This window comes from Variovorax sp. IB41 (genome assembly GCF_016405905.1).
Taxonomy (GTDB): domain Bacteria; phylum Pseudomonadota; class Gammaproteobacteria; order Burkholderiales; family Burkholderiaceae_C; genus Variovorax.
Genome location: NZ_JAEFCB010000017.1, coordinates 92,467 through 112,316, shown reverse-complemented (window position 1 = coordinate 112,316; position 19,850 = coordinate 92,467). Strand labels below are relative to the sequence as shown.

Genomic DNA, 19,850 nt, shown 5'->3' with positions numbered 1-19,850 from the left:
TTCAGCGCGCCGCGATCGACGACACCGACGAGTTGCCCGTGGCCGACGCCGTGATCTGGTTGCCCGTCGCGCGCAGCGCGCTGTTGGGTGCCGAGCCCGTCACGCCGACGCCGAAGTTCACGCTCGTCACCGTGGCCGTCACCGCGCCGGTGTTGACCTGGTAGCTGCCGATGGCCGCGCTCGGCGGCGCGCCGTTGAGCGCAGTCTGCGTGATGCGGTTGGTCGCGCTGTTGCCGACGGCCTGCGCCGCCAGCGTGTTGCCGGTCACGCCGACCGAGCCGCCCGAGACGCCCACCGCCGTCGTCGAGTTGAGTGCCACCTGGTAGCTGGTGCCCACGCTCGATGCCGTCACGGCGCCGGTGTTGGTCTGGCTGTTCAGGATGGCCGCGCTCGCGCCCACGTTGAGCGCGAACGGCGTCGCCACCTGGCTCACGGCGCCCGTCGCCGCGGCCGGTCCGTAGCCGCTGCCCGCGGCGGAGTCCAGCGTATTGGTCGCCGCATTGCCGCGCGCCAGCGCAGCGGTGGTGTTGCCGTCCAGCGAGATGCTGCCGGCATTCAGCGGCGTCGCGGTGCCGCCCAGCGTCACGGTCGCCAGCGTGCTGGCCGTCGCCGTCGCGGCGGCGCTGCTGCTCTGCGAATTGAGGATGCCGGTGCTGGCCCCCTGCACCGCATTGCCCGCCACCGACGCGGTGTTGACCGCGCGGTTGGCCGACGCCTCGGCGATGGTCGTGTTGCCGGCGATGCCGAGCGAGCCGTTCAGCAGCGCCCGCGCGCCGGGCGTGTTGTCGTCGTTGCGCAGCGTCGTGGTCGCCGTGCCGCTCACCGACGTCGAGGCGTCCTGGCGGCTCGAGAGCACATAGTCGCCCAGCGCCGCCGTGTTGCCCGGCGCGCCGGTCTCGGCCAGCGTCGCGCTGCCGCTCGCGCCCGCGGCGCCGGCGTTGGTCGCGGTCACGCCGAGCGTGTTGGTCACGTCGTTGATCACGCCCAGCGCCGTGTTGCTGTTGCGGGAGAGTTCCACCGACGAACCCGTCGAGCCGGCCGGCGCGAACAGCGTCGAGGTCGACGACGCCGTCACCGCCGCGCCGCCGGTCTGCACCGACTGCAAGGCCCCGCGCGCCGCCACGTTGGTGCCCGCCAGGCTCACGCTGTTGAGCGCGGTGTTGCCCACGGCTCTGGCGCTTTGCTGGTTGCCGGACACGCTCAGCGTCGCCGCGCCGATGACCGCGTTCGGCGTGGTGTCGATGCCGACGGTGCCGTTGACGGTCGACGAGACCGCGCCGGTGCCCACTTGTACGTTCAGCAGCGCGTGATCGGCCGACACGGCCGCGGACGCGGGCAGCGCCGCTCCGGCCGCCGCGAGGGGAACGGCCGTGTTGGCGCTGACCGTGTTGCCCTTCACCTCCAGGCTGTTGACCGCGGAGTTGCCGGTGGCCGCGCCGCTCGTGACGTTGCCTTCGAGCGTGGCCTGGCTGGCGGTGAACGCGAGCGGGCCGCTCAGCGCCAGGATGGCCGTGCCGGTGGCCGTGGCCGTCACCGCGGCGCTGCTGTCCTGCGTGTTCAGCACGCCGGTGCGGCTCGCCTGCTGCGCGCCGCTCGCGAGCGTGCTGGCGTTCGATGCGCGGTTCGCGGTCGCTTCCGATGAAGTCGTGTTGCCCGACGCATCGAAGCTGCTGCCGATCAACCCCAGGGTGGGCAGCGTGCGGTCGTCGTTCAGGATCGTCGTGGTGGCGCTGCTGGAGACCAGGTTCGCCGCCGTCTGGCGGTTCACCAGCAGCTGGTCGCCCAGTGCCGCCGTGTTGCCGGGCAATGCGCCCTGCACCAGCACCGCCGGTCCGGCGAAGCCTGCGGCGTTGTCGCCCGCGAGGCTTACCGTGTTCGACACGTCGTTGATCCGGGCCTGCGCGGTGTTGCTGTTGCCGGAGATGGCGGTCGATCCGCCCGTGACGGCCGCCGGCGCGAACGCCTGCATGTTCGATTGCGCACGCACCTGCGCGAAGCTCGCTTGCGTGGACTGCAGCGCCGCGCGGGCCGTCGTGCTGGTGCCGGCCAGCGCCAGGCTGTTGGCGGCCGTGTTGCCGGCGGCCGTTGCGGCCTGCTTGTTGTCCGACACGCTCATCTGCGAGTTGGCAATGAGCGCGATCGGCTGCGTGTCGATGCCGAAGCTGCTTTCCGCGCGCGCCGAAATGACGTTCGGGCCGGCCACCAGTTGGGCGCTCGACAGCGCATGGTCCGCCGTCACGTTGGCCGCCGTGGGGCCGGTGGTCGCGAGCGCGAACGGCAGGTTGCTGCCCGAGGCGATGCCCGTGCCCTTCACGGCGATGCTGCTGGCGGCTTCGTTGCCGGTCGCGGTGCTCTGGATCGCGTTGCCATCGACCGAGATCTTCGAGCCCGCGACGAGCAGCCCGGCCACGGCCACCTGCGCGCCGCCGAGGCCGCCCACGCCGACGCGCGAGGTCACGTCGGCGCTGGTGATCTGCGCGTTCTGCACCGCGCTCGTGGTTGCGACGTTCACCGCGTCGATGGCCACGCCGTTGACCGCGCTGTTGCTCGTGGCCGCGGCGCTGCCTGTGTTGCCGTTGGCCTGCACCGACGAATTGAGCAGCGTGAGGCCGCCGATCTGCGTGCGCACTTCAGGCCCGCCGCGTTCGGCCAGCACGGTGCCCTGGCCGCTCTGCGCGTTCTGCACGCTGAACGAGGCATTGGTGCTCAGCACGCCCGCTGCCGACAGATCGGCGCCGGCCACGGTGGCGCCGGCCGTGTTGATGTTGGTGCCCTTGACGGCGACGGTGTTGCCCGTCGCGCGGCTGCCGTAGGCCAGGGTTTCGGCCGAGTTGTCGTTGGAGGTGACGGCAGCGTTGTTCAGCGTGCCGCCGACGATGGTGCGCACCGCCGTGCCGCCGGCCGCGATGGCCTCGACGCGCGTGTTCGTGCCGCCCACGGCCTGCGTGTTGGTCACGTTGGCCACCGAGGCGAAGCCGCCGCTGTTGAGGTTGTTCACCTCCAGCTTCACGCTGTTGGCGGCATCGTTGCCGTAGGCCGCGCCCACATAGGCGTTGCGGTCGTTGCCGACGGTGCCGCCCGAGACGTTGCCGCTCACGGCCACGCCGAAGCTGTCGGCGCCCGTGGTGGTTGCGCTCACGTTGGCCAGCAGCGACTGGTCGTTGAGCACGCCGTAGGCGGCCGTGACGACCGGCTGCGTCGCCAGCGCGTTGTTGAACGGCCGCGGGTTGGCCAGGTCGATCGCCACCTTGGAGGCGACGGCCGCGCCGGGCGTCGCGGTCACGTCGTTGGCCTTCACGTTCACCGCGTTGGACACCGCGTTGCCGTAGGCGACCGAGCGCTGGATGTTGTCGGCGAGCGCCACGGTGCTGTCGGTGACGACGTTGCCGTTCACCAGGATCTGCGCCTGCGCGTTCGACAGGGCCGCGCTCACGAAGGAGTTGGCGTCGCCCATCTGCACGCTCGCGATGCCCGCGCCGGTGCCCACCGAATTGCCGGTAAGAGACAGCGAATTGCCCGCGCTGCTGCCCACCGCCACCGACTCCTGCCGGTTCTCGGTGAGCGACAGCGCGCTCTTGGCGACCGGCACCGCGCCGGTGTTGGCGATGAGCAGGATCTGCGAGCCGGGCGCCAGCAGCGGCGCGCCGTTGTAGGCCGCCACGGTGCTGTCGTAGTTGCCCTGCAGGTTGGTGATCGTGACGGCGCCGGCGGCCGACACGCGGCCGTCGGCACTCGCGCCGCCGGTCAGCACGACGGGCGCGCTGCCAGTGGTTACCGCGCCCGCCTGGATCGCCAGGGTCTGGGTGATCTGGTTGCCCTGCGCGGTCGCGGCGCTCAGGTTGCCCGACACGGTGACGACACCGGCGGCCCCGCCGCCCGCGCCATCGCCGGCCAGCACGCCGATCACCGAGGGGTTCACCTTCGACTGCAGCAGAATCTGGTTGTTGGCCTGCTGATTGGATTCGGCGGCGGTGCCGGCGAACGATGCGGCCGTGGTGCCGGTGGCGATGCCGCTGGAGGCGGTGTTGCCGGTCACCGCGGCGGTGACGCTGTTGTCCTGCAGGTTGACGGTGCCGCCCGCGAGTGACTGCACGACCGCGGTCACCTGCGCGCCCGTGGTCAGCGCGCTCACCGCGCTGGCGCCGCCGGCGCCCAGGTTGCCCTGGCTGTTGACGATGGCCAGGTCGCTGCGCACGTTGGTGACCACACCCGCGCCTGCGTGCGTGCTGTTGTTGGCCGGCGCGGCGCCGGTGCCGGCGACCGACACATCGCCCACGAGGATGCGGTTGCCCGCCGTGCCGGCCGCGGCGCCGGTCGCTTCATTGCCCGTGGCCGCGCTGGAGATGCTGTTGTCCTTGACGGTCAGCGTGCCTTGCAGCGCGTTGGTCACGCCCACGCCGACGCCCTGGACGGCGGCCGCGACGACCGAGTTCTGGTTGAGCGCCGTGTGTGCGGCCTGGAGGATGCCGTTGCCGTTCGCCTGCAGGTTCGACACCACCGCGGAGCCCGCGAAGCTGGGCGCGCCGCCCGACTGGAACTCGGCCGTGCTGTTGGCGGTGTTGGCCTTGAACGTGGCCGAGACGTCGTTGCGCTCGAGCGAGGCCGATGCGGCCTTGGTGACCGCGCTGTTGCTGTTCGAAGTCAGCTGCAGGGCGAAGGTGTTGTCCTGCACGGTCGCCGAGGAGCTCGCGCCCGCGGCCACCTGCATGGAGGTCACGACCACGTTGCCCGTGGCATCGAACACCGGTCCGCCGACCGGGAAGATCAGCGCGGCGGTGCCCGAGAACACGGAGCCCGGCGCGGCCTTGCCCGTGACCAGCGTGGTGCCGCTGTTGACGGTGGTGTCCGCCGAGATGGTGTTGTCCGCGTTCATCACGCTGCCGGTCTGGAAGGTGTTCGACTGCACCCGCGTCGCGCTGTTCTGGACCTTGCTGGTGATGGTGCCCGTGTTGACCGAGACGCCGAGTGCCGCATCGTCGTTCAGCGGGATCACCGGACCGGTCGCGCCGAGCTTGTTCGAGGCGATGTTGCCGGTGGCGCTCGCGCCGATCAGGTTGCCGTTGGTGACCTGGGTCACCGGCGCGGGGTTGCCGGAAGAGCCGGTGGAGGTCGTGCCCACCGTGGCGTTCGTCACCTGCGCATTCACCGCACCCGAATTGTTCTGCGGCACCGCGGCGGTCAGGCCCCCGGTGGCCGAGCCGCCGAAGGCCGGCGCCGGACCGACGACGGTCTCTGCGGCGTGCGCTGCGCTGCTGGCGATCAGCGCCATCGCAACGGCCGAGCCGATGCTGCTGCGGCTGAACATGGGCGCGCGCGCGGCGCGGCTCTGGGTCTTGGTTGTTTTCATGACGTGATTCCTCAAAGGATGGAGAACGCTCGGGAACGGAAAGGTGTGACGGGAAACGCGGCGTGCGGGGGCTGGGCTCAGTCGCCCTTGACGGCGCCTTCGATGGGCGCATCGACCGCGCCGCTCACCACGGGGCTGCCCACGCGCAGCTTCGCGATCTCCTGCAGGCCGGGGCCGTCGCGGTGGATCGAGGTGTCGGCCGCATCGGGGCGCCATGTGACGGTGATCGCGCCCGGCGCGACGCCGCGGTTGGCCAGCGCCGAGGTGACCTCGGCAATGCGCCGGTCGGTGAGTTCGTCGCGCTTGCGGGCGTCCCAGTTCTCGGTGTCGCGCGCGACCAGCACGATGTCGGCGGCGCCCTTCTTCGCGGCGCCGGCGATCTGGTCGATGAGTGCGAGCGAGCTGCCCCCGAGCGTCGTGGCGCCGAAGTCGAACGGCACCTGCGTCGCCGTGCCCGTGAGGCGCGAGCCGCCCTGGCCCACGGCGTTGACGGCCACGCCGCCCTGCGCCACGGGCGATGCGATCGCCGCGCCGCCCACGGTGGCATCGACGGGGTTCTGGACCTTGCGCAGTTCGGCGGCGGGCACCAGCGGAATCTGCTCGCCGCCGCCCGGGCGCAGCGTCATGCAGGGCTGGTGGTCGACCTGCGTGACGGCCGCCATGAGCCGCACCACGCCCTCTTCGAGCGCGGCGCGCACGCCCATCTGCACCGGCTCCTGGCCCTTGGCGCCGATGTCCACGTCGTACAGCTTGCTGCCGAAGAAGCGGAACACGTTCAGGCCCACTTCGTAGCCGTTGAACTGCTTGGTCAGGCTCACCGTGCGCACCACCATCAGCGTCTTGGTGTCCACGATGCGCAGGTCCACGCCCACCGACTGGCTGAAGGTGCGCGCCTTCACGCCCACCTGGTTCACGCCGAACTCCACGCCGCCCGAGTTGATGTTGTAGTTCAGCTCGGTGATGCCGCCCACGATGAAGTAGTCGGACTTGTTGATCGTGCCGCCGAAGTACGGCAGCCACGGCACGGCCTGTCCGCCGTTAGGGCCCGCGAGCTGGTGCGTGCGGCCGTCGCCCAACTGGCGGCGGTCGGCGTACGCGAGCTCGCGCTCGGCGATCACTGGGTCGAAGCGCTCGGCGATGCTCACCGCGCCGCCCAGCTTGCCGAGCGCCGAATAGACCATCAGCGCGCCGCCCTGCGTGATCGCGTTGCCTTCGTTGATGCTGTACTTGCCCGTGTAGTCCTTGACGTCGCCCACGCCGATGACCACCGGCGGGCGGCGCGTGGAGGCGATGTGGTCGGCAAAGCAGGCGAGCACCGGCTCCATCGGGGTCACGTTGTCGCGCACGGCCGGGCCGAGCACCACGGGGGCCTCCTGCGGTGCAAAGCGCTGCTGCGGCGCGGAGACGCAGCCGGCCAGCGCCAGTGCGGCCGTCACGAGCGCCAGGGTATGAGTGATGTGCATGTCGCGCGCCCCGTTCAATTGAGCACGCCGAACGCGCACGCCGAGCTGCCGGCGACGCTCGCGGTCTGCGCGCCGGTGTTGCCCTGGTTCGAGTTGAGCGCCTGGTTGGCCGCGCCCTGCACCTGCGCGCTGGTGCCGCCGACGATGCCCGAAGCGACCGGGCCGCTGTTCGCCTGCGAGGTGCCCACCGTCGCGCCGCCGGTCGTGCCGACCGCCGTGCGGCTGTCGTTGCCCGAAGCGCCCGAGGTGGCGCCCGCGGTGCTCGGCGAATTGGCGACCGTGCTGTTGTTGCCGTCGTTGCCGGTCGAGTTGGCCGCAACGTTGCAGTTGTACTGGCGCCCGACGTTGTTGGTCGTGTTGTAGACCGGCGCCGCGTAGTAGCCGCTCTTCTGCTTGCGGATCATGTCCTGGATGGCGGCCTGGTTGACCTTGTCGGTGCTCGTCTGGAACTGCCACGCGGCGTTCTCGCCGACGTTGTTGGCCAGGGCCGGCAGCCCGGTGCAAGCGGCGGCCAGGCACAGCGCGAGCGCAGTCAGGCGCCCGCTTCGGTTGCGGCCGGCACGCACGGTGCCGGCGGGGGGAGATACGCGTCGCATGGCTCTTGTTCCCTTCTCGGAATGCGCACTTCTGAATTCGAAAGTGCTATGTTTTCCGGAGGGGATGCTAGGGACGGGAAGCCGCGGGCGGTATACCGGATACCGGTAGAAATGACCCGCGCAAACCATGGACGCGCGACCGACCCGAAGGCGGAGCGTGCCTTTCCTATGTATCGCACGCGCGCGTGGTCGCGGCCTGAACGCGCCGATATAGTGGCGTCGGCCAAGGAGCTGGCGCACTGCGCCGATTCAAACAACGAGGGGGAATTGCATGGCCTTCACGCGCGTCCGAAGCGCGGCGGTCCGAGGGGCCGCCGTCTGTCTCATGGCGTTGTCGACGGCGAACGCCGTTGCCAAGGAAAGCATCGTCGACCTTCAAACGCGACCGGGCATCACGCAGCGCATGCTGTATGTCGAGCCGGACACCCCGCCGCGTGCCGCCGCCGTGCTGATCGCGGGCGGCCACGGATCGCTGAAGTTCTTTCCGAACGGCAGCATGGGCTGGGGCGAACAGGGCTTTCTCGTTCGCACGCGCGGCCTCTTCGCGCAACGGGGCATCGCTGTCGTGGTGATCGATGCGCCCTCGGACAAGCGCTCGGGCCTCGGCGGTTTTCGCGACAGCGCCGAGCACGCCGCCGACATCGGCGCCACCATCAAATGGCTGCGGGAGCAGACCGGCGTGCCGGTCTGGCTCATCGGCCACAGCCGCGGAACGGAGTCGGCGGTTTCAGCGGCCTTGAAGCTGGGCGCCGCGCTCGCGGGGCCCGACGGACTGGTGCTCGCATCTCCCATTTCGAGCGATTCCTCTTTCACGTCCGGCAAAGCGGTGACACACCTTCCGCTGGAAGACATCCGCGTGCCCGTGCTGGTGCTGCAGCACGAAGAAGATGCCTGCTCGGTCACCGCGCCACGCGACCTGCCGCTCGTGGTCGACCGGCTCTCGGGCACGCAGCGCAAGTCGGTGATCAAGCTCGGCGGAGGCAAGCCGGTCGGCGACCTCTGCGGCCACCAGGCGACGCATGGCTTCGGCGGGCTGGATCAGCCTGCAGTACAAGCCATCGCCGACTTCGTCGGCCCGTAGCCCGCGCCGCAACGCCGCGGGGCTGACGTCTCAGGCGTGCTTCTTGATCGAATCGGCCAGCGTGTTGACCAGCGTGTCGATGTGCGACTTCTCCACGATGTACGGCGGCGCCATCACCAGCACGTCGCCCGCGGGCCGCACCAGCGCGCCCTTGTGAAAGCACTCCAGGAAGATATCGAACGCGCGCTTGCCCGGCGAGCCCGCGATGGGGGCGAGCTCCACCGCTGCGGCCAGGCCCAGGCTGCGGATGCTGATCACGTTGGGCAGGCCCTTGAACGCGCTGTGGAACGCATCGCCCAGCACCTTGCCCATCTCGCCGGCGCGGGCGAAGAGGTTTTCTTCCTTGAAGAGATCGAGCGTGGCGATGGCCGCGGCGCAGGCCACCGGGTGGCCCGAGTAGGTGTAGCCGTGGAAGAACTCGACCACGTGCTCGGGCGCGTCGGTCTTCATCATCGCGTCGTAGAGCTTGTCACGGCAGATCACGCCGCCCAGCGGAATCACGCCGTTGGTCACGCACTTGGCGAAGTTCAGCATGTCGGGCACCACGCCGAAATAGTCCGACGCGAAGTTGGTGCCCATGCGGCCGAAGCCGGTGATGACCTCGTCGAAGATGAGCAGGATGCCGTGCTTGTCGCAGATCTCGCGCAGGCGCTTCAGGTACCCCTTGGGCGGCAGGTACCAGCCGGCCGAGCCCGCCACCGGCTCCACGATGATCGCGGCCACGTTGCTCGGATCGTGCAGCGGCAGGATGCGGGTTTCGAGCTCGACCAGCGGGTCTTCGGCCCACACCGGCTCCTCGTTGTGGATGTAGGCGTGGTTCACCGGATCGTGGATGAAGCGCATGTGATCCACGCGCGGCAGGAACGCCGAGCCGAACACCTTGCGGTTGCCCGGAATGCCGCCCACCGACATGCCGCCGAAGCCCACGCCGTGGTAGCCCTTCTCGCGGCCGATGAACACGTTGCGGTGGCCCTCGCCGCGCGCGCGGTGGTAGGCCAGCGCCACCTTCATCGAGGTGTCGGCGGCCTCGCTGCCCGAGTTGCAGAACAGCACCTTGTTGAGATCGCCCGGGGCGAGCGCGGCGATCATCTCGGCCGCGCGGAAGGCCTTGTCGTTGCTCACCTGGAAGGCGGTGGCGTAGTCGAGCGTATCGAGCTGCGTCTTGATGGCCTCGTTGATGGGCTTTCGGTTGTGGCCCGCGCCCACGCACCAGAGCGAGGAGACGCCGTCGATCACCTTCTTGCCGTCGTGCGTGGTGAATTCCATGCCGTCGGCCGCCACGAAGACGCGCGGGTCTTTCTGGAAATGGCGGTTGGGGGTGAAGGGCAGCCACTGGTTGCCCATGTTGAAGTCCTGGTAGGCCATGTCTCGCTCCTGCGGTTATCTGTCGAGGGAAAATCGCGATTCTGGCACCCCTGCGACAATCATGCCCCCGGACATGGATCGCCCCCAGGCTTGCCCACTGCGTGTGGCCGCCAACCCCCTCGCCGGGGGCGATACCAGCGGCCCGGCAAAGCCGGTTCCGCGGTATCCCTGGAAAAAGGCATGCGGCAACACCGCCTGCCAAGCGATCGAGCAACTGAACTGATATGACGACTAACACGCCGGCCTACATCCTGAACCTCTCGTGCCCCGACCGCACGGGCATCGTGCATGCCGTCTCGGGCTTCCTGCTCGAGCGGGGCGCCAACATCGAAGAGGCGGCCCAGTACAACGACCACGGCACGGGCCTGTTCTTCATGCGCGTGCGCTTCGCCTGCGGCGATCACGGCGAAGCCGCGCTGCGCGATGCGCTCAAGACCTTCGCGGCCGGCTTCGGCATGAACCTGCAGCTGCACGCCGCGGCCGAGCCGATGAAGACGGTCATCCTGGTGAGCAAGGAAGGCCATTGCCTCAATGACCTCCTGTTCCGCTGGAAGAGCGGCCTGCTGTCCATCGACGTGCGCGCGATCATCTCGAACCACCGCGATTTCTACCAGCTGGCCGCCAGCTACAACGTGCCGTTCCACCACATCCCGGTGACCGGTGCGACCAAGGCGCAGGCCGAGGCGAAGCAACTGGAAATCATCGAGGCCGAAGGCGCCGAGCTCGTGGTGCTCGCGCGCTACATGCAGATCCTGAGCAACGACCTGTGCCGCAACTTGGCGGGCCGCGCGATCAACATCCACCACTCGTTCCTGCCGAGTTTCAAGGGCGCCAAGCCCTACTACCAGGCGCACGGCCGCGGCGTGAAGCTGATCGGCGCGACCGCCCACTACGTGACGGCCGACCTGGACGAAGGCCCGATCATCGAGCAGGACGTGGCCCGCGCCGACCACACCGACACCGTCGAAGACCTCACGGCCCGCGGCCGCGACACCGAGAGCCAGGTGCTGGCCCGCGCGGTGAAGTGGCACAGCGAGCACCGCGTGCTGCTGAACGGGCACCGGACGGTCGTGTTCCGCTGACCCACCCGCATCCGCTGCGGGCGGGTGTAGCATCCGGCGCCAAAAGAGGAGAAGGCGCAATGCGACGTTGGCTTGGTGGGTGCGTGCTGGCTGTTCTTGCAGCCTGCTTGTTCGGATGTTCGGCCACCGGGCCGCGTTTCTCGGAGGTTTCGCAAAACCTCCCTTCGCTTGGCGAGAACGAGGGGCGCATCTACTTCTACCGGAACTCGATCCTGGGTGCGGCGGTACAGCCGGAGGTCTCGGTCAACGGCCAGGTCGTGGGCAAGTCGCAACCCAACAGCTTCTTCTTCATCGACAGGCCGGCCGGTACCTACCGCGCCACCGCCCGCACCGAAGCCGAAGGCAGCATCAACATAGTGCTGCGGCCCAGGCAGACCGCGTATGTGCAGATGAGCATCAGCATGGGCTTCCTCGTCGGCCAGCCGGCGTTCGAGCGCGTCGGCGAAGCGGAAGGCCGCAGCGCCTTGCCGCCGCTGGCCTATGGCGGCACGGTGCCGGTCTCGGCCAAGGCGGCGAGCGCGACGCCGACAGCGCCGCCGCTGCCTGCAGCTCCAGCGGCCGAGACTGCGACTGCGGCGCCCGTTCGGCAGGCTGCGGTCGCGCCGAATGCACCAGCGCCTGCGGCCGTAGCCATTCAGCCGCCGACCGCGCCCACACCGAAACCCGTCCCTGCGGCATCCGAGGTCACGCCTTTCGCCAGGACGCCCGTCAACGATCTCCGACTGCTGCTGCAGCCCACCCGATGAGACACCACCTGCTCGCCTCCTTCGCGCTGACCCTGGCAGTCTCGCTTCCCGCGTCGGCCCAAGCCCCGCTCGCGCCCGATGCGCTCTTCGCACGCGTGTCCCCGGCCGTCTGGGTGGTGCAGGCCAGCGACGCGCAAGGCAAGACCCTCGCCACCGGCAGCGCCGTGGCCACCGGCCCAGGCACGGCCGTCACGAGCTGCCAGTTGCTCGCGAAGGCCAGTTCGGTGGCGCTGAAGCGCGACAACGTGAGCTACGGCGCGACGCTGGAATTTCCGGACGTCGAGCGCGACCTGTGCCAGTTGCGGATCGCCAACTTCGCGCCGTCCACCCCGGCCATCGCGCCGGCGACGGCCTTGCAGGTCGGCATGCCCCTCTACATCGTCGGCGCGCCCAGAGGCAAGGAGCTCACGCTCGGCATCGGCATGCTCGCCGGCATGCGGCGCAGCGGTGCGGGCGAACTCGAAGCGCTGCAACTCGCGTCGGCCCCCGAGGCGGGGCTCGGCGGTGCCGGTCTGTTCGACGCCCAGGGACGGCTGGTGGGACTGCTCGGCACGACGCCCGCGGCGAATCTCGCGATGCCTTCGGCATGGATTGCCGAGCTGCCGGCGCGCGGCCGCGTGGCCATCGAACGCCTGACCTCGCTGCCTCCTGCAGCGACGGCCGGCGGCACGACCCCGGCGAGCGCGACCATTGCGGCGGGCCGGCCGAGCGTCATCGAGTACCAATTGCACGACCGGCTGACCAACACCTACCGCAAGGTGTTCTACCGCGCGGACCCAGCCACCGACGATCGCATCAGCTTCAACAACGGCGGCTGGATCGAGAACCCCGGCGGCGAGGTCGTCAGCGTCACCACGGCCATCGCGGGCGACTTCGACGCGGCCATGCCGCCGGGCGGCTGGGGCAAGCCGAATCTCAAGGAGGAAGCCGCTTGGCGCACGCGCTACAGCACCGTCTTCGGTGGATCGCGCATCAACATGGAGCTCGACGCCACGGTGATGGAAGACACCACCGTGAAGGTCGGCGGCCAGGACATCAAGGCGGTGCGCATCGAGTACCGCGGCTACACGCAGCGCTTCGCGAATGCAGGTGCGGTGGGTGGCAACCAGTACGGCAAGTACTGGGCCGAGGTCTGGTACTCGCCCGAACTCGGACGCGTCGTCCGCTTCGAAGCCCAGACACGGGGGGGAGCCGGCGGCATCGCATTCCAGGTGCGCGAGACCCTCGAGCTGGTCAGCATCCGCTAGAAAGGTCCCGCGGCCCCGGCGTCACCGCCGGGGCGCCGCATCGTCAGTTGCGGTTGGGGTTGTTCGGACGGCTGTCGCGGCGATCGGGCACGCCGTCGCCGTCACGGTCCCAGCGGCCGCGGTTGTATTCCCAACGGCCATTGTTCTCGCGCCATTCCGGCGCGCGGTACGCGTAGCCCGGGCGGGCCCGCACATAGACGCCGCGCACCCACACGTGGCGGCCGCCTCGCCACTCGTAGTGACCCGGTGCCCACACATAACCGCGGCGCGGCGGCGGCACGCGTTCGGCGCGCGGCGGCGGGGGTGCGACCTGGATGACCACAGGCTGCGCTTGCGCGGTCGTGGGGATGGTCATTGCAGCGCCCATCGAGAGCAACGAGGCAGCGCCGACGGCGAAGGAGATTGCGAGTTTTTTCATGGGGAACCCCTCATGAGTTGTTGGTGAGCCTTCATGCTGCCGGGGCCGTGTGAACCGCCTGTAAGCGGCACGCGAAATCTTGTGTAGACCTGTTTCCCCTTCTCCGGCCCCAAGGCGTGCCATCAACCGCCGCCGGGCGCGCTCAGGCGCTTTTGCGAGCGCTCACTCCTGCAATTCCTTCAGGTCGATGGCCGCGGCCATCGCGGCATGTCCGGCGTTGTTGGGGTGCAGGTGGTCGCCGTTGTCGAACTGCGGATTCAAGGTCTGCGGGTCCGCGGGGTTGCGCAACGCCGCGTCGAAATCGATCACGCCATCGACATCCTGGCGGCTGCGTATCCAGCGGTTGACCGCGTTGCGCATGGCCTCGTTGGCCTCCGTCCAATAGGGCGTGTTCCTGAACGGCGGCACCGTGCCGATCAGCACCTTGATGCCCTTGGCGCGCGCCTGTTTCACCAGTTGCTGCAGCCCCTCGGTGATGCGCTCGGCGGTCGGAAGATCGCGCACGGTGTCGGGATTGCCGGGCGCCCCGAGGAACACGCTGCGGCCGATGTCGTTGGTGCCCAGCAGCACGATCGTGTGCGTCACGCCGCTCTGCCCCAGCGCATCGCGCGCGAAACGCGAGAGCCCGTGCGGGCCGATGCCATCGACCAGCAGGCGGTTGCCGCCGATGCCGGCATTGAGCACCGACACCTCGTGCGCCGGCTGCGGGCTGTCGCGCAGCCGCGTGGCCAGCATGTCGGGGTACGCGCCGTCGCCGCCCTCGCCGCCGCCCGCGGTGATCGAGTCGCCGAACGCGACCACGGTGCGCACCGACTTCGTGGTCAGCACGTCCAGGCCCGTCACGATATGGTTCAGCGGCAGCGTCGTCGCGCCCTGCAGTTTCGATGCCGCGACCGCATTGCCCGGTGCGACCCAGCTCGTGTCGACGGAGAGCAGGTGCACCGTGCCGTAGGGCGTCGCGCGGTCGAAGAACGCGCTGACCGCCACGGTCTGCCCGGCTTCGATCTTGAGATCCACGCCATCGCTCCAGGCATCGGCGCCGGGCGCGATGGTGAGGCTCGCGCGGCCGCCGAAACGCAGCACCCGCAGCGTCGCCGGAGAAATCGCATCGCCCCCCGTGCTGCGCGCCACGCTCGCCGCCGCGACGCGCAACGGCGCCTTGCCGAAGCGGTTGGAAAAACGAATGCGGATGCGCTCGCCGCCGAGCGTGGGCGCCAGTTGCTGGCGCAGTGTCTGGCCACGGAATTGATCGCCGCCGGGTGCTGGCTTGTGCACCACGTTCGGGTTCGCGGCGAGTTCCCGAAAGTCCAGCGGCGCCACGGCCCAGCTGCCGACCCAATGCGCTTCGACGGGTTGCCGCGGCTTGTGATCAGGCTGCACGGCCTGCACGCCGACGGCCAGCACGGCGAGGCAGAAGGCCGCGACCCAGTGCGCCAGTGCCACTTCGCGAAGGTTGCCGAGCCAGCGGGAGACGAGGTTCATGCGTGCAAAGCGGCCCAGTTTACGGAGCCGCCTTGCCCTCTGGCGCGACGGGGTCTAGCGCGTGGTTACCAAGTGTCTACATAGGGAGAAACAGGTGCTGCTGCACGCGTGGCGGAAGCCAATCCGCGCACCAGCCAGGTGCGGGTTTCGGCCGGGTCGATGACCGCATCGATCTCCAGCGTCTGCGCCATGTGAATCGCTTCACCGTTCGCGTATTGCTGCGCGACGAGCTTCTTGAAAAGCGCATCGCGCTCTGCGCCTTCGGGCACTGCCGCGAGCTCCTTGCGAAAGCCCAGGCGCACCGCGCCTTCGAGCCCCATCGCGCCGAACTCGCCCGTGGGCCAGGCCACGGTGAACACCGGCGCGTCGAAGCCGCCGGCCGTCATCGCCTGCGCCCCGAGGCCGTAGCCCTTGCGCAGCACGACCGCGAAGAAGGGCACGCGCAGGTGCGAGGCCACCATGAACATGCGGCACACGTGGCGAACCTGCGCCTGCGCCTCGATCTCGGGGCCGACCATGAAGCCGGGCGTGTCGCACAGCGAGACGATGGGCAGCCCGTGCGCATTGCACAGCTGCATGAAGCGCGCGGACTTGTCGGCAGCCTCCACGTCCATCGCGCCGCCCAGGTGATGCGGGTTGTTGGCCATGAGGCCCAACGGCTTGCCCTCGATGCGCGCGAGCGCGGTGACGATGCCCGCGCCGAAGCCCGCGCGCAGCTCGAGCAGCGAGCCCGTGTCGGCCACGCCGCGCATCGCCGCGCGCACGTCGTACACGCGCAGGCGGTTCTCGGGCACCACGTGGCGCAGCGTGCGCGGGTCGGCGCATTGCCAATCGGCGGTCGGGCCCTGGAAGTACGAGAGGTATTGCCTGGCCGCGGCGACGGCGGCGGCTTCGTCCTCCACGAGGATATCGATCACGCCGTTGCGCGACTGCACGCTGCTCGGCCCGATCTGCTCGGGCGCGAAGGTGCCCAGGCCGCCGCCTTCGATCATCGCGGGCCCGCTCATGCCGATGTTGCTGCCGCGCGTGGCGATGATCACGTCCGCGCAGCCCAACAGCGCCGCATTGCCCGCAAAGCACCGGCCATGCACGATGCCCACCACCGGCACCTTGCCCGAGAGCGCGGCGAACTGGCTGAAGGTGTGGTTGTTCAGGCCCGCGACGATTGGCATGTCGGTGTCGCCGGGCCGGCCGCCGCCGCCCTCGGCGAACAGCACCACCGGCAACTTCAATTGATGTGCCACCCCCAGCAGCCGGTCGGTCTTGTGGTGGTTGCGCATGCCCTGCGTGCCGGCGAGCACCGTGTAGTCGTAGGCCAGCACGGCGCAGCGCGATGTCTCGGGGCCGAACTGTTTCGCGTTGATGCTGCCCAGTCCCGTCACCATGCCATCGGCCGGCGTGTTGGCGATCAGGTCTTCGAGCGTGCGGCGGCGCGTCTGCGCGGCGATGGCGAGCGCGCCGTATTCGATGAAGTTGCCGGGGTCCGAGGCGGTGTCGCAAAGATCGGCGATGTTCTCGCGCGCGGTGCGGCCGCCTTGCGCGTGGCGCTTGTCGACGGCCGGCTTTCGGTTGATGTCGAGCGTCGGTGCGTGGCGGTCGATCACCTTCTGCAGATCCGGGCGGATCGCATCGAGGTCGTGCTCGGTGCGCGCCTCGGCTTCGACGGCCTGCGCATCGACGGCTTCCAGGCGCACCAGCGACTGGCCTTCCACGAGATAGTCGCCGGACTCGGCGAGCAGCGCGACCACGCGGCCTGCGAACGGCGCGTGCAGCAAGTGCTCCATCTTCATCGCCTCGAGCACGCCGAGCTGCGCACCGGCGGGGAGCACGTCGCCCACGGCCACTTCGAACTGCACCAGCTTCGCGGGCATCGGCGCCTTGACCGTCAGGCCATCGTCCGACTCATCGACCGCAGACGTTGCCGTCTGTGCGGCGGCGGGCGCGATGCCCTTGGCATGTCTATCGAGCGATGCGGCAGCGGCAAGCAAGTCACCGAGGTGCGCCTCGACGAAGCGCGTATGCACTGCCTGCGTCGCAAACTCGGGCCGCGCGGCGATGGCGCGCAACAGCGAGAGATTGGTCGCGATGCCGTCGATGCGGCACTCGTCCAGCGCGCGCAGCGAGCGGCGCAGCGCATCGGCGAAACGCGGCGACGGCGAATGCACGATCAGCTTGGCAAGCAGCGTGTCGTAGTGTGGCGAAGGCGCGAGGCCCGCATAGCCATGCGTATCGACGCGCACGCCGGGCCCGCTCGGCAGGTCGAAGCGCGCGAGCGTGCCGCCCGAGGGCCGCGCGTTGCCTTGCGCATCGAGCGTCTCGGCGTTGATGCGCCACTGCACCGCGAAGCCGCGCTGCGGCGCGGTGCGGTCGGCCTCGATGCCCAGCGCGCCGAGCGATTCGCCAGCCGCCACGGCCATCTGCAGTTGCACCAGATCCAGCCCGGTGACCGCTTCAGTCACCGTGTGCTCGACCTGCAAGCGCGGATTCGCTTCGATGAAGACGAACGGCAGCGTCGCCGATGCCGCATCGACAAGAAACTCGAAAGTGCCGAGCCCGCGATACCCGACCGCCTTCGCCATGCGCAGCGCCGCCTGCGTGACCTGCGCGCGCAGCGCCTCCGGCAGCGACGGGCTGGGCGCGATCTCCACCAGCTTCTGGAAGCGCCGCTGCAAGGTGCACTCGCGCTCGCCGAGGCTGGCCACGGCCTGCCCGTCACCGAGCACCTGCACTTCGATGTGCCGTGCATTGCGCATCAGCCGCTCGACATACACGCCCTCGATGCCGAATGCCGCCTTGGCCTCGGACATGCAGCGCGCATGCGCCTCGGGCAGATCCTCGGCATTCAGCACCGCGCGCATGCCGCGCCCGCCGCCGCCGCCGATGGCCTTGACCATCACGCCCGCGCCCTGCGCATGCTGTTCGGCGAAGAAGACCCGCGCCTGTGCGAGCGTCACGGCGCCCGCGCTGCCGGGCATCACGGGCACATCGCATTGCGTGGCCAATTCGCGTGCGCGCGCCTTGTCGCCGAAGAGGCCCAGCTGTTCGGGCGTCGGCCCGATGAAGACCAGCCCCGCAGCCGCGCAGGCCTCGGCGAAATCCGCACGCTCGCTGAGAAAGCCATAGCCGGGATGCACCGCATCGCAGCTTTGCGCCTTCGCGACCGCGACGAGCGTGGCCACGTCCAGGTACGCGGAGGGCCCCGTCGCATCGAGCGCCACCGCCGCATCGGCCAGTTGCACATGAAGCGCCGACGCATCGTCGCGCGCATGCACCGCCACGCTAGCGATGCCCAGGTCGCGCAGCGCGCGCACAAGCCGCACGGCGATCTCGCCGCGGTTGGCAATCAAGACTTTGGAGAACACGCGATGTCTTTCAGTTCTGGTCTTTGAGCAAGCGGCGCAGCACCTTGCCGGCACCTGTCGTTGGCAAGGCGTCGATGAAGCTCACGGCGCGCGGCGCCTTGTAGCTGGCCATGTTGTCGCGCGACCAGGCGATGAGCGAATCGGCATCGAGCGCGGCACCAGGCTTGCGCACAATGAACGCCTTCACCACCTCGCCCTTCTCGGCATCGGGCTGCGCGATCACCGCGGCCTGCGCCACGGCGGGATGCTTGATGAGGATGGTCTCGACCTCTTCGGGGAACACGCTGTAGCCCGAGACCTTGATCATTTCCTTGAAGCGGCCGATGAAGGTGAGGTAGCCGTCGGCATCGAGCTTGCCCATGTCGCCGGTGTGCACCCAGCCATTGCGCAGCGTGGCCGCGGTGGCCTCGGGCTTGTTCCAGTAGCCCTTGAAGGAGCCGGCGCTGGTGAGCACGATCTCGCCGACCTCGCCGGTGGGCATGTCGGCGCCGGTGTCGGCGTCCACGATTCGGATCGTCACGCCTGGCACCGCGATGCCCTGCGTGCCCCAGCGCGGCGCATGGTGCGGCGTGTAGGTGTCGCAGGTGTGGGTTTCGCTCAGGCCGTAGGCGGCTTCGAACGAGCTGCAGTTCGCCGCATGCGAGCGCCACTGCGCGGCGAGCGGCTCGGTGAAGGTGATGCCGAAGCTGGTCACCGGGTTCATCTTCAGGCTCGACAAATCGAAGCCCGCGATGTCGGGCACCTGCATGCACGCCACGTTCATCGGCGCGATGCTGTACCACCAGCTGACCTTGTAGGTGGCGATGGCCTGCAGCACCGCGCGCGGATCGAAGCGGTGCAGCAGCACCGAGGTGGCGCCGCTGAGCACCGGCACGTTCACGCCCATCAGCATGCCGGCGATGTGATACAGCGGCGCGATGGAGAGCAGCACGTCGTCCGGCCGCACGCCGTTGCAGTCGACCACCGCGCGCGTCTTGAAGAGCGCATTGCCGTAGCTCAGCATCGCGCCCTTGGGCAGGCCCGTGGTGCCCGAGGTGTAGGTCATGAGCGCGACGTCGTCCATGTCGATGGCAACGGGCTCCGGCTTCGCGCCGGACTTCATCACCGCGAGGAAGTCTTCGCAATCGGCGGGCACGCTGCGCGCGGCCTTCTGCTCGGCCGCAATTTCGGCGGCAAGTTCGGCCGGCAGGTCGAGCGCCGACGGCGCGGGCAGCAGGTCGGCGTAGTGCACCACGAACACATGCGCGAGCGCGCTCTCGGGCTGCACCTTGCGCACCACCGGCAGCAGCGGCGCGGCCGCGACGATCACGCGCGCCTTCAGGTCGTTGACCTGGTAGGCGAGCTCATGCTCCTTGTTGAGCGGGCCGCTCGGGCAGACGATGGCGCCGATCTTCTGGATGCCGAAGTGCGCGACCAGGTACTGCGGGCAGTTGTTGAGAAAGAGCACCACCGGCTCGCCCTTCGCGACGCCCAGGGCCTGCAGGCGCGCGGCGAATGCATCGCTCGCGCGGTCCAGCTCGGCCCAGCTCATCGCATGGCCGTACCAGATGCAGGCGGCGCGCTCGCCGCGTTCGCGTGCGTGGGTGCGCAGGTACTCGTGCAGCGGCTGTTGCGGGCGGTCGGGCAGTGTCTCCATGGCGTCTCTTTCTCAGGGTTATCGA

12 protein-coding genes are annotated in these 19,850 nt (G+C 69.5%); 4 read left to right on the top strand and 8 right to left on the bottom strand.

The features are described from left to right. Position 1: 1 nt before the first annotated feature. The 3 genes from JC881_RS25050 to JC881_RS25040 all read right to left on the bottom strand — a co-directional run bounded on the left by JC881_RS25050 (position 2) and on the right by JC881_RS25040 (position 7,406). Positions 2 to 5,347 (bottom strand): beta strand repeat-containing protein, encoded by a 5,346-nt coding sequence (locus JC881_RS25050; RefSeq protein WP_198788420.1) that lies wholly within the window; start codon positions 5,345 to 5,347, stop codon positions 2 to 4. A gap of 77 nt (positions 5,348 to 5,424) precedes the next feature. Next, positions 5,425 to 6,810, bottom strand: coding sequence for a CsgG/HfaB family protein (locus tag JC881_RS25045; protein ID WP_198788419.1), 1,386 nt, complete (start codon positions 6,808 to 6,810; stop codon positions 5,425 to 5,427). 14 nt (positions 6,811 to 6,824) lie between these two features. Then, positions 6,825 to 7,406: a hypothetical protein gene (locus tag JC881_RS25040; RefSeq protein ID WP_233102020.1), complete on the bottom strand. Its 582-nt coding sequence runs from the start codon at positions 7,404 to 7,406 to the stop codon at positions 6,825 to 6,827. 325 nt (positions 7,407 to 7,731) lie between these two features. Here JC881_RS25040 and JC881_RS25035 point away from each other — a divergent pair, with 325 nt between their 5' ends. Next, the gene (locus JC881_RS25035) at positions 7,732 to 8,487 is read left to right on the top strand and encodes an alpha/beta hydrolase (RefSeq protein WP_198788418.1); all 756 of its coding nucleotides are present in this window, start codon (positions 7,732 to 7,734) and stop codon (positions 8,485 to 8,487) included. A 30-nt stretch (positions 8,488 to 8,517) separates the two neighbouring features. Here the strand turns inward: JC881_RS25035 and JC881_RS25030 are convergent, their stop codons facing one another. Then, positions 8,518 to 9,852, bottom strand: coding sequence for an aminotransferase class III-fold pyridoxal phosphate-dependent enzyme (locus JC881_RS25030; protein ID WP_198788417.1), 1,335 nt, complete (start codon positions 9,850 to 9,852; stop codon positions 8,518 to 8,520). Between the two features lie 224 nt (positions 9,853 to 10,076). Between JC881_RS25030 and purU the strand changes: the two genes are divergently transcribed. The 3 genes from purU to JC881_RS25015 are packed head-to-tail and all read left to right on the top strand — an operon-like array spanning position 10,077 to position 12,927. Continuing rightward, positions 10,077 to 10,934 (top strand): formyltetrahydrofolate deformylase, encoded by an 858-nt coding sequence (purU, locus tag JC881_RS25025; RefSeq protein ID WP_198788416.1) that lies wholly within the window; start codon positions 10,077 to 10,079, stop codon positions 10,932 to 10,934. Positions 10,935 to 10,993: 59 nt separating this feature from the next. Further along, positions 10,994 to 11,680, top strand: coding sequence for a DUF2846 domain-containing protein (locus JC881_RS25020; protein ID WP_198788415.1), 687 nt, complete (start codon positions 10,994 to 10,996; stop codon positions 11,678 to 11,680). Next, on the top strand, positions 11,677 to 12,927 hold the full coding sequence (locus tag JC881_RS25015) for a S1 family peptidase (protein WP_198788414.1): 1,251 nt from the start codon (positions 11,677 to 11,679) through the stop codon (positions 12,925 to 12,927). The genes JC881_RS25020 and JC881_RS25015 overlap by 4 nt, the downstream gene beginning before the upstream one ends. A 43-nt stretch (positions 12,928 to 12,970) precedes the next feature. Here the strand turns inward: JC881_RS25015 and JC881_RS25010 are convergent, their stop codons facing one another. The 4 genes from JC881_RS25010 to JC881_RS24995 all read right to left on the bottom strand — a co-directional run bounded on the left by JC881_RS25010 (position 12,971) and on the right by JC881_RS24995 (position 19,825). Next, positions 12,971 to 13,345 (bottom strand): YXWGXW repeat-containing protein, encoded by a 375-nt coding sequence (locus JC881_RS25010; RefSeq protein WP_093443582.1) that lies wholly within the window; start codon positions 13,343 to 13,345, stop codon positions 12,971 to 12,973. Between the two features lie 162 nt (positions 13,346 to 13,507). Further along, positions 13,508 to 14,827: a GDSL-type esterase/lipase family protein gene (locus JC881_RS25005; protein ID WP_198788413.1), complete on the bottom strand. Its 1,320-nt coding sequence runs from the start codon at positions 14,825 to 14,827 to the stop codon at positions 13,508 to 13,510. Between the two features lie 65 nt (positions 14,828 to 14,892). Further along, positions 14,893 to 18,189, bottom strand: a complete 3,297-nt coding sequence (locus JC881_RS25000) for an acetyl-CoA carboxylase family protein (RefSeq protein ID WP_198788412.1) — start codon at positions 18,187 to 18,189, stop codon at positions 14,893 to 14,895. A 10-nt stretch (positions 18,190 to 18,199) separates the two neighbouring features. Then, positions 18,200 to 19,825 (bottom strand): AMP-binding protein, encoded by a 1,626-nt coding sequence (locus tag JC881_RS24995; protein WP_198788411.1) that lies wholly within the window; start codon positions 19,823 to 19,825, stop codon positions 18,200 to 18,202. Positions 19,826 to 19,850: the final 25 nt, after the last annotated feature.

Excerpts from the sequence above, each read along its gene's own strand:
- JC881_RS25035 (WP_198788418.1), top strand. The coding sequence starts at position 7,732 with ATGGCGTTGTCGACGGCGAACGCCGTTGCCAAGGAAAGCATCGTCGAC.
- JC881_RS25030 (WP_198788417.1), bottom strand. The coding sequence starts at position 9,852 with ATGGCCTACCAGGACTTCAACATGGGCAACCAGTGGCTGCCCTTCACC.
- JC881_RS25050 (WP_198788420.1), bottom strand. The coding sequence starts at position 5,347 with ATGAAAACAACCAAGACCCAGAGCCGCGCCGCGCGCGCGCCCATGTTC.
- purU (WP_198788416.1), top strand. The coding sequence starts at position 10,077 with ATGACGACTAACACGCCGGCCTACATCCTGAACCTCTCGTGCCCCGAC.
- JC881_RS24995 (WP_198788411.1), bottom strand. The coding sequence starts at position 19,825 with ATGGAGACACTGCCCGACCGCCCGCAACAGCCGCTGCACGAGTACCTG.
- JC881_RS25020 (WP_198788415.1), top strand. The coding sequence starts at position 10,994 with ATGCGACGTTGGCTTGGTGGGTGCGTGCTGGCTGTTCTTGCAGCCTGC.
- JC881_RS25005 (WP_198788413.1), bottom strand. The coding sequence starts at position 14,827 with ATGAACCTCGTCTCCCGCTGGCTCGGCAACCTTCGCGAAGTGGCACTG.
- JC881_RS25045 (WP_198788419.1), bottom strand. The coding sequence starts at position 6,810 with ATGCACATCACTCATACCCTGGCGCTCGTGACGGCCGCACTGGCGCTG.
- JC881_RS25010 (WP_093443582.1), bottom strand. The coding sequence starts at position 13,345 with ATGAAAAAACTCGCAATCTCCTTCGCCGTCGGCGCTGCCTCGTTGCTC.
- JC881_RS25015 (WP_198788414.1), top strand. The coding sequence starts at position 11,677 with ATGAGACACCACCTGCTCGCCTCCTTCGCGCTGACCCTGGCAGTCTCG.
- JC881_RS25040 (WP_233102020.1), bottom strand. The coding sequence starts at position 7,406 with ATGCGACGCGTATCTCCCCCCGCCGGCACCGTGCGTGCCGGCCGCAAC.